This window comes from Neochlamydia sp. TUME1 (genome assembly GCF_000813645.1).
Taxonomy (GTDB): domain Bacteria; phylum Chlamydiota; class Chlamydiia; order Chlamydiales; family Parachlamydiaceae; genus Neochlamydia.
Genome location: NZ_JRXI01000099.1, coordinates 21,098 through 30,015, shown reverse-complemented (window position 1 = coordinate 30,015; position 8,918 = coordinate 21,098). Strand labels below are relative to the sequence as shown.

Here is an 8,918-nt window from a genome sequence, read left to right as displayed (position 1 = left end):
GAAGAAAATATATAGAATTACTTTGATAAGAGAGTAAGCAGCGGTTTTGTGGAAGGGGTTAACAACAAAATTAAGCTTATTAAAAGAAAAGCCTATGGTTTTATAGATTTCGAAAATTTTAGAATAAAGATAATAGATTCTTTTTCTTAAAATAAAGTTTTACCACACAAACCTCCGAAGAACCAAAGTTTTTTTGTTTTAAAAGTGGCAGCTATGTATTTTTAGCTAATGATGACAGAAGAAAATCTGATGTAGTTTATTAATAAAGATCATCTCCAAAGTTTTTAATAACGTCGGTACATTTAGTAAAAAATTAATTAAATTTTCATTTTTTTCAATTTCCGTAAGAGCTTCTTGGCAGGCTTCTTGGTGGAGATTATTAAAATTTTGTAGTAACAAAGGCCCGTGATAAAGGGCTCCAGCTAAGTTTACAATATCTTTAAATAGCCCTTCAATAAGTTTGAGGCGCTCTTCCGTTAAAGGATGCGCATAAAGATCGTAATTTCCTGTTTTCAAAAGCTTGTTAATTAATATATCCTCTTCTTGAACGGAAAGCTGAGCAATCCTTTGTCTAGCACTGGTAATGAGCTGATTCCTTTTATTAAAAACTTGTAAGGAAGGGGAGTTAAATTTAGCAGGGCATATAATCTGGCTAATGATTTCTTGAAATTGAGCATAATTAGCGACTTGGCTTGTGGCCAAAAGACTTGCTAAAATTTCACGCCCCTCAATTAAAGCTTTTTTTTCATCTAATGTTTGACTTAACGTACAAACTAAATCTGGATTTTCATAAATATTTTTATAAGCAAGCTTAATTATATATTTAAGGTCGTTTTGATAAGCAGCATCCTTTTCATCTGCAATTAAACTGTTAGAAATAAAAGAAGCACTTTCATCTTCAGGAATATTCGTTAAAATAGGTGAAGGTTTTAAGACCAGTTTCTGAGTGATTTCCTGCAGATAAGAAGTTTGGTAAGCATTCAAAAGAAGACACAATAGATAATGATAGTATTCACCATTTAACTGACGCTCAGGAGTGTAATATCGTAAAAACGTAGAAGGAAAAGCATCAGTTGAAAGAGGGTAGTGGGTAGACAATTTACGTGCTGCACCATACACTGCATAATCCCTTGCTGCCCCTTTAGTGATATTATCAAGCAGCGAAGGAGTGTAGTCAATAAGAAAACGTAAAGCACGGACTTCAGCGTAAGAAAATAGGCTAGTAGGAGTTATTTTTATTTTAGACAGCTTAGTCTTGCTGCCAAAAGGAAGTACCGATAGCATGGCAAAGATAGGAAGACCATCATTTAAAAAAGCATTATAGCTATGGTATTTGGAGAATGACATATTGATTATTTGTAAAAACTGCTCCACAACAATAGCGCTTATATTTAGTGTATAAGCAAAACTTTTAAGAGTGATTTTTTGTATAGAGGAGTTGCTGTCTTTCCTAAAATTTTGTATGGAAAAGGCAAGAACAGAAAAAAATAGGGCTGAGATTAGCTCAACACTAGCAAAAACAGTGTTTAAAAGATAAGCAGCGGTAAGAATTCCTTTAATTATGCCTCTTTTTAAAGCCCCTTGATCATTTATTGCATCCAGATGTTGCAAGGCTTGGGTTCCAAGGTTGCTGATTACATAGTGGAGACGGTGGCATAAAGGCCTTGGATGCAACATATCCTTTTGACTAGAATCGGCTTGCACAATCTGGTGCATTGAAGGAGCCGTAGAGTTAATACCACCTAATTTATTCATGAGGTCCCAATATGATTAAAGCTGTGCCTTAATACTATCCGATTTATTAGTAATAAAGATAGTACAATTATTTGCTTAAAATAAATTTTTTATTGATAAAAGAAAGGCTGTGAAAGGAAAAAAAACCAGCATTTTAAAGGATACTAGCAATTAGAAACAAAAAAAGAAAAAAGTTAACTTACCTGCAAAGATGTTTATCTCAATGAAAGCTTTTAACTTTTTTTGAAAGCTAAAATTATATGCTAACAAAGTATGAGGGGTTAAATAAGCTGCTGGCCTATATAAAAAGAGGGCACTCGGTAGAAGCCAAAAAGTCTATAAAAAAGTCTAAGGATATGGAAAAGCTAGGGAGCATTCTTCTGTGTCCTCTCTTGAATCTCTTGAATGGCTTTTTGGCAAGCTTGAACGAATAAGTTTTCAGCTCCGAAAGCTCTGTACACATCGCCTTGGTTTAAAATATTTACATCTACAAAAGTTCTAGATAGTAAATTGCCTTGGTGTAACTCTCCTGATAAGGTGCCAATCTCATTAAAAAGCTGTTGGACAAATTTGGCACGCTTTTTGGAAAGACCCTGTTTTTCTATATCATAAGAGCCTAATTGTAGTAATTTTTTCATAAGAATTGCTTGTTCTTCAGAAGAAAGTTGATTTAGGCAATTTTTAGCATGAACAAGACGTTGGTACCTTGCATTATACGGCTTTAAGTCTACGGCTCTAAATTGAAGGGGACATACGATTTCACCATGGAGCTCTTGTAATTGTGCGTAATTGGCAAGTTGCAGGTTAATATTATAAAGCGTTTCTAGCAGCTCTCGGCCATCTTCTATTGCTTTTACTTTATCCTTTTCTTTACTAAGTAAGCAAACTAACTCCTTATTATCATATAAGTCTATAAAAGCAGCCTTGATTAGGTATAAGATGTGTGTCTGATATTTTATATCCTTTGCATGAGTATTCACATTATAGCGATAAATATGAGGAGTATTTTGATATCCCTCTAATAAGCTTGCTTGCATTAGATAGCTTCCGACTAAATTTAGTAAGCGTAAGCGATAATGGATATCACGTAGGCTTTCAAAATTCAAACGATTCAACATATCAATACAGTCAGGATTTTGGCGTAAAAATATCTCTAAAGTAATGTTATCGTAGAGATTATTCCTAATGCTGGAAGAAAAATCTCTTGCTAACCCTCGTGAAATGTCTTGCAAAGCTGCAGGAGCTATCTCCAGAGCTATTCGAATAGCTTTTACCACAGAGGGTGCTAAGCTACCATCAGTAGGTAATCTACCAGCTTGACGATCAAAAGTATGCCCTATTAATTGAGGAATAAGTGCAGAAATGCCATGGATAGCGTGGCTAGCAGCTGCATTGAGACTGTGATATTTTGAGAAAAAGCCTTGCTTTAGGCAGGTCACTTGAAGGTCAGTGATCAAAGCTGAATTTAGAGAGTGAGCGCATAGCTTAAGAGTAATTTTTTGAAAAAGAGGCGAGCGGGCATTTAAAAGTATATGGCCAGCAAGGGCTATAGCCGCTAAAGCTGCCGTTACCAATCCTTCAATTATGGCCATCGGCGTATTTAATAGATAGCCTGTAGCTACAAAACTTTTACTCAAAACAACGATAATTTTTCCATGCCAGCGTCTACTATTAGCGTGTTGCTGCATGGCTGTGCCCACATAGGTGATTCCGCGACACATCTGATGCGACAAAGGCTTGGGGTGAAGAACGTTTTTATTAGAGGCCTCTGGATACCTCAGCTGTCTTAAAACTAGGTTTATATCAGCTGCATTGATTGCTTGAAAATTCATAAACCCTCTCCGTATAGACTTTTGTAAGGGCTGCTTTAATAGAATTCACATTAATCCTCTACTTTAAAGAAAAGATAAAGATAAGAAATATGGATGGACTTTTAATCCCATTTGAGGTTTATCTTGCTTAATAAATTGATAGTATTACCCCGCCATTGATGTTTGGGCATACACACCATAAGCAATATTTAAAGCCATTTATATGAAAAAAAATACAAAAAATAAGGAATGGAATCCTTTACATTCCCAATAGATCTGCCTACATTTTAGTCCTTTAGCTATAAAAGCCAAAAATAGATTAGCAAATATAATCTGTTTTCTTTAACATCCTTTTTATTCTTATTCATGGAGTGCCAATATGCAAGAAGTTATAAAAACATTTGATATTACATCTTTTGAAAATCCGTTAGCTGAAGAAATAAAAAAGGATGCTATTCAAACTTTAGAGCAAGGCAAAGTAGTCTATTTTCCTCATCTAACTTTTAACTTACACGAAGATGAATTACAATTTCTTTCTCCTCAGGTGGTAGCTCCTAAATCAAAGAACATCAGTTATGATGTGATAAGAGATCGATTAGGTGGAACAATTTGTAGAGGAGAGGAAGAGCAGAAGTTAAAAAATATGATGCAGCGCTATGCTCTGCAAAGTCGCCTCTTTATTGAAAAGTTATTTCCCCATTATAAAGGGCATTTAAATCAAGCGCGTACAAGTTTTCGTCCTGCAGAAATAGCAGGAAGATCTAGTTCCTGGCGTAAAGATGATACTTTGCTCCATGTCGATGCTTTTCCTTCTTCACCTGTAAAGGGAAAACGAATCATGCGTTTTTTTTCAAACATTAATCCAGCTCAACAACCTAGAGTTTGGAAATTAGGGGAGCCTTTTTCTGAAGTAGTGCAAAAATTTGGAGTAAAATTAAAAAAACCGTTCCCTGGTTTAGCCTGGTTGTTAAAAGTAGTAGGTATTACTAAAGACTATCGCACCCTCTATGATCATTATATGATGAGTTTGCATGATTTAATGAAGGGAGATAAAGAGTATCAAAAAAATGCTAAACAGCAAGAAGTGTTGTTTCCACCTGGGAGCAGCTGGATAGTTTATACAGATCAAGCTTCCCATGCGGCTCTTTCGGGCCAATATGTCATGGAGCAAACCTTCTACCTTCCTGTAGAAAGTTTACAGGACCCAGAAACTTCGCCCTTACGTGTATTAGAACGTTTCTATGGACAAGAATTAATTGAAAGCAGCTAAAGTATAAACCTCTGCGCGGGGGGGGCTATTAAGTAGGAAAATAAGTAGGCCCTTAACTTGTTAAGGGCCTCTTTTATCATTATTTAACTCGTATGCTTTCTAACTTTTTCACTTTAAAAAATTTTTAAGAAAGCAAATCGAAAATAAGTGTGCATAAAAAGCTTCAGTCAAACTTATAATGTAAATATGTTAAACTTTTTCTTACTACCTTGTGGGATTTGCAATAAAAAAGCTCAGATAACATCAAAATCTAAGCATAAAAATTATTGGAAAGGAACAATGATAGATTACTGCCTAAATTAAGCTAGAATAAACATTAGCCCCTAGTAATTATGAGAGGAGCCGCAGCCACAGGATGAACGTGCATTGGGATTACTAATTTTAAAACCCGCTCCCTGGAGTCCATCCACATAATCAATTTCTGAACCTAAAAGCCGAGGCACTATAGCTTTTTTTACGTGAATTTCGATAGCATGGGAAACAAATGTCTCATCATCTTCAGCAGCTTTTTCAGAGAAGTCCAATACATATTCAAAACCACTGCAGCCTGCCATTTTCTCTTCGAATCTAATGCCCCAGCCTGGTTTGCCCTCTTCGGCTAAAATCTCTAAGTATTTTTTGGCAGCGCGTTCAGTGATGGTAATGGTAGATAAATCCGCTTCTTCTTGTAAAAGATTGTTAAGTCTTTCTACTAGCGTATTAATTTGGTCCTCATTCATTCCGTGACCTAGCATGCCTGCCTCTAGGGTTTCCCAGGTAGCTGCATGGCATCCTACGCAATGAAGTCCTGCACGCGTAATTTCTTGCGCTAATTTTTGCGCTTTAAAGGGAAAAAGAGATAAAATTTGCTCAATAGTCATCTGACGATGGATGATGGTATTTTCTTGATTTTGTGTGCTTGTCATGCTCTTAACCTTTTCATTAAAATGATATTTTTACATTGCCTTTTTTGATGCGACATTGACAGGCAAGTCGCTCATCGCAGGTGCCTTCTCCAAGAAAATCTTCTTCTTCTTGGGTAGGGGAAGAGAGATTTTCTTTTCCCTCTTTAACAAGGATAACACAGGTTCCGCATACACCCTCGGTACAGGCGAAAGGCACTCCTGCTTCTTCACAAACTTCAGCAATTGGTGAATCATCAGGCAATTCGATTTCCTCGCCATTATGATCAAATATTAACTTGGCCACTTTTAAAGACTCCGCTATATGATTACAGGAATCATTATAAGCATATATCTAATAAAGAACAATGCCAATTAAATATTCTCGTTTTCTCGTGTAAATGCTCTGTAGGCTTTGTTAGTATAAATAATTAGAAAAAAACCGCTGAGGATAAAAGGCAAGCTTAAATATTGGCCCATTTGCATTTTTGATTCGTCAATAACAGCACTTTGCGAACTTTTAAAAAATTCTAAAAAAAATCGAGTGGAAAAAAGCAATATAAGAAATAACCCGGTCATAAAGCCAGATTTCTTACGCACGAGAGCTCTTTGCCAAATTAAAAGGAGGAGAGCAAAGATAATTAGATAAGCAAAGGCTTCATAAAGTTGGACTGGATGACGAGGTAGAGGAAGGCTATGATCGGCAGGATTTCCAAATATTATCGCCCAGGGCGCTTGGGAAGGTGTCCCTAGTATTTCCTGATTGAAGAAATTGCCTACACGGATACAAGCGCCAGCTAAAGCTGTGGGCACGGCTATCATATCTGCAATTGTTAAGAAAGTTAATTCAGGAAATTTCTTACGGATAGATAAGCGGTAAATAGCTAGGGCTAATAAAATGCCAACTGCACCTCCATGGCTGGCCAGGCCTCCTTCCCAAACTTTTAAAATATCTAGAGGGTAATGTTGATAATAAGGCCAATCATAAAAAAAAACGTGGCCTAAACGAGCACCAATAATGATACCCGTAACCACGTACCATGTAAGACGATCAGTTAAGACTAAGGCTATGGGGGATATATCTTTACTATTTTTTTGAGGACAACAGCGTTCCAGCAACATGGTTCGCATAAGATGAAGAACAATGGAATAACTTAATATAAGGCCCAATACAAAAAAAAGGCCATACCAGGCAATCGGCCTGTTAACAAGAGGAAGAGTGAAAATATCTTTAGAGGGATTCCAGTATAGCCAGGCGATCAATAGGTGCATATAAAAAGCCTTTAGAAGTCAAAGGCTCCTATGTCAAGGCATAGGAGCCTTTCTGATCGGAGTAGAGGGATTCGAACCCCCGACCTACTGCTCCCAAAGCAGCCGCGCTAGCCAAGCTGCGCTATACTCCGAAGAATAGACGAATTATAAGCAGGAGGGTCTTTTTCAGCAAGCAATTTCTAAGGGGCTTAGTGATATTTCTACCTAAAAACTCAAAGTAACCGTTTATAGGCAGGTTTAGCTAAAAAAAGTTATTTAGAGAGGATGTAATACAACTTGGGTATCCCCCACGTTATGCTTGGACCTATTTAAAAGAGGTATCTTCTCTAATCTTGAATGCTTGGGAACCTAATTGAGTGGGCCTTCTTAACAACCTCTTGAAGAGAATTTTTTTAATAGGCATATTATTTAGATGGTCATAGATCCTTAAATTAATGAAACCCTGTGAAAGAGCTTATATGAAATCATTACTGGTAGAAGTCATTGGTTAGGAAACACTTTCTGCTACAGCTATGCTTCAGCTTTTAGGCTCATTAAAATCAATTTTTTTCTGAATGGATTGATAAGCGCTAATAATATCTTTATCATTCATCTCCATGCCTTTTTTTATCAGACGTACACTAGACATCACTGTGGAATGGTCTTTAGAAAAGATATCGCCAATTTTTGTAAAAGGCATTTGCAGTGTCTGCCGACAGAGATACATTGCCAATTGTCGAGGAAAAACACAATCTCGGCTTTGCGCTTTTCCCAAAATATCTTCTGATTTAATGCCAAATATTTCTGCGATACTTTTAATTATTTTGTCGGGAGTGAGTACATATTGTTTTTCTTCAATCAGTAGATCACTTAAAATCTGTTTAGCGATAGGAACAGTTATACCTACGGTGGAGTGCTTTGCCATTTGCTCATTGAGATGCGAGCGTAAAACTAAAGCTTCTAGAGCACGAATCAGCGCTTTACTACTGCTAGGAAAATTATCTAATAGAAACTCAATAATTTTAGCATGAAGAGGAAAGTTAAAGAATTGGGCTTTCTTACGAATGGCAAGGGCTAATTCTTCTCTAGACAGGGGAAATAGATTAAGGACAACTCCCCATTCAAAACGGCTAACCAGACGTGGTTCAATGTAGGTAAGTTCTGCAGGCGAGCAGTTTGCACTTAAGATAATCTGTTTATTATCCAGGTGAAGAGTATTAAAGGTATGAAAAAATTCTTCCTGAGTGGCCCCTTTTTTAGAAAATTCTTGGACCCCATCTATGATGAGGACATCACTATTACGATAAGCCTGACGAAAAATACTCATCTCTCCTACACGAATGGCTGAGACTACATGTTCAGTAAAGGTTTCGGCTCGAGAGTAAAGGACATGAAGCCCTTGACTACGCAGAGCCTGAGCAGTAGCCATCAGTAAATGCGTTTTACCAACTCCTGAGCTACCGTGGATAAAAATAGGATTAAATGTACCTAGTCCTTTAGATGGGCCAGAATGAGCCAAGCTAAGTAATAATTTCTCTACTAATATATTTTTTTCGGAAGAAACATAATGTTCAAATGTACAGTAAGGATCTAATTCATCAAAACATAAGGTGAAGGGGGCGTGACTGGATAAAGCTGCACTTTTTAATGAAGAACTTTTTGCTTTACGAGGTAAGCTGTTTGCAACACTTAAGTGAACTTTTATTTTTTTATTGTTGTTGTTAACAAATTTGGTGAGGATCTTTTGACGCATATGTTCTTCAAACCATAGGGCTTGAAAAGAATCTTTAGCTTCCAGATATAAATTAGCCGCATCAAAACGGATAATTTTTAAGGATTTCAGCCATTTATGGACGGTTTCACTGCCTAGTTCAATTTCCTGTAAGGCGAGAAATTCATTCCATGCGTGCATTTCGATTGTCCCAGCTATGGTTTAATCTCGTGCGAGAGGACTCGCACGAGTGTTGAAAA

7 protein-coding genes, 1 tRNA gene and 1 pseudogene are annotated in these 8,918 nt (G+C 36.8%); 2 read left to right on the top strand and 7 right to left on the bottom strand.

Annotation, left to right across the window (positions count from 1 at the left end; translation table 11 throughout):
- Positions 1 to 18 precede the first annotated feature (18 nt).
- Positions 19 to 150 (top strand): annotated as a pseudogene (locus DB41_RS11235) (transposase); the annotation flags it as partial.
- Positions 151 to 225: 75 nt separating this feature from the next.
- On the opposite strand, the gene DB41_RS04450 reads toward DB41_RS11235, so the two are convergent.
- Both DB41_RS04450 and DB41_RS04445 read right to left on the bottom strand, forming a co-directional pair.
- Positions 226 to 1,755, bottom strand: coding sequence for a hypothetical protein (locus DB41_RS04450; protein ID WP_039384805.1), 1,530 nt, complete (start codon positions 1,753 to 1,755; stop codon positions 226 to 228).
- Between the two features lie 344 nt (positions 1,756 to 2,099).
- The gene (locus DB41_RS04445) at positions 2,100 to 3,566 is read right to left on the bottom strand and encodes a hypothetical protein (RefSeq protein WP_039384803.1); all 1,467 of its coding nucleotides are present in this window, start codon (positions 3,564 to 3,566) and stop codon (positions 2,100 to 2,102) included.
- Between the two features lie 358 nt (positions 3,567 to 3,924).
- On the opposite strand from DB41_RS04445, the gene DB41_RS04440 reads away from it, so the two are divergent.
- Positions 3,925 to 4,815 (top strand): Kdo hydroxylase family protein, encoded by an 891-nt coding sequence (locus DB41_RS04440; RefSeq protein WP_039384801.1) that lies wholly within the window; start codon positions 3,925 to 3,927, stop codon positions 4,813 to 4,815.
- 323 nt (positions 4,816 to 5,138) lie between these two features.
- Here the strand turns inward: DB41_RS04440 and DB41_RS10720 are convergent, their stop codons facing one another.
- From DB41_RS10720 to dnaA, 5 genes are all read right to left on the bottom strand, one after another.
- Positions 5,139 to 5,720: an iron-sulfur cluster assembly accessory protein gene (locus tag DB41_RS10720; RefSeq protein WP_052243902.1), complete on the bottom strand. Its 582-nt coding sequence runs from the start codon at positions 5,718 to 5,720 to the stop codon at positions 5,139 to 5,141.
- 16 nt (positions 5,721 to 5,736) lie between these two features.
- Complete coding sequence (locus tag DB41_RS04430) at positions 5,737 to 6,003, bottom strand: 2Fe-2S iron-sulfur cluster-binding protein (RefSeq protein ID WP_039384800.1); 267 nt, start codon at positions 6,001 to 6,003, stop codon at positions 5,737 to 5,739.
- Between the two features lie 68 nt (positions 6,004 to 6,071).
- The gene (gene lgt, locus DB41_RS04425) at positions 6,072 to 6,968 is read right to left on the bottom strand and encodes a prolipoprotein diacylglyceryl transferase (protein ID WP_039384797.1); all 897 of its coding nucleotides are present in this window, start codon (positions 6,966 to 6,968) and stop codon (positions 6,072 to 6,074) included.
- A 56-nt stretch (positions 6,969 to 7,024) separates the two neighbouring features.
- Positions 7,025 to 7,099: transfer RNA gene (locus tag DB41_RS04420), tRNA-Pro, on the bottom strand.
- Positions 7,100 to 7,485: 386 nt separating this feature from the next.
- Positions 7,486 to 8,859 (bottom strand): chromosomal replication initiator protein DnaA, encoded by a 1,374-nt coding sequence (gene dnaA / locus DB41_RS04415; RefSeq protein ID WP_039384795.1) that lies wholly within the window; start codon positions 8,857 to 8,859, stop codon positions 7,486 to 7,488.
- Positions 8,860 to 8,918 lie beyond the last annotated feature (59 nt).

What these genes read in the sequence shown, in the direction of transcription:
- DB41_RS10720 (WP_052243902.1), bottom strand. Translation starts at nt 5,720, where the DNA reads ATGACAAGCACACAAAATCAAGAAAATACCATCATCCATCGTCAGATG.
- dnaA (WP_039384795.1), bottom strand. Translation starts at nt 8,859, where the DNA reads ATGCACGCATGGAATGAATTTCTCGCCTTACAGGAAATTGAACTAGGC.
- DB41_RS04445 (WP_039384803.1), bottom strand. Translation starts at nt 3,566, where the DNA reads ATGAATTTTCAAGCAATCAATGCAGCTGATATAAACCTAGTTTTAAGA.
- lgt (WP_039384797.1), bottom strand. Translation starts at nt 6,968, where the DNA reads ATGCACCTATTGATCGCCTGGCTATACTGGAATCCCTCTAAAGATATT.
- DB41_RS04440 (WP_039384801.1), top strand. Translation starts at nt 3,925, where the DNA reads ATGCAAGAAGTTATAAAAACATTTGATATTACATCTTTTGAAAATCCG.
- DB41_RS04450 (WP_039384805.1), bottom strand. Translation starts at nt 1,755, where the DNA reads ATGAATAAATTAGGTGGTATTAACTCTACGGCTCCTTCAATGCACCAG.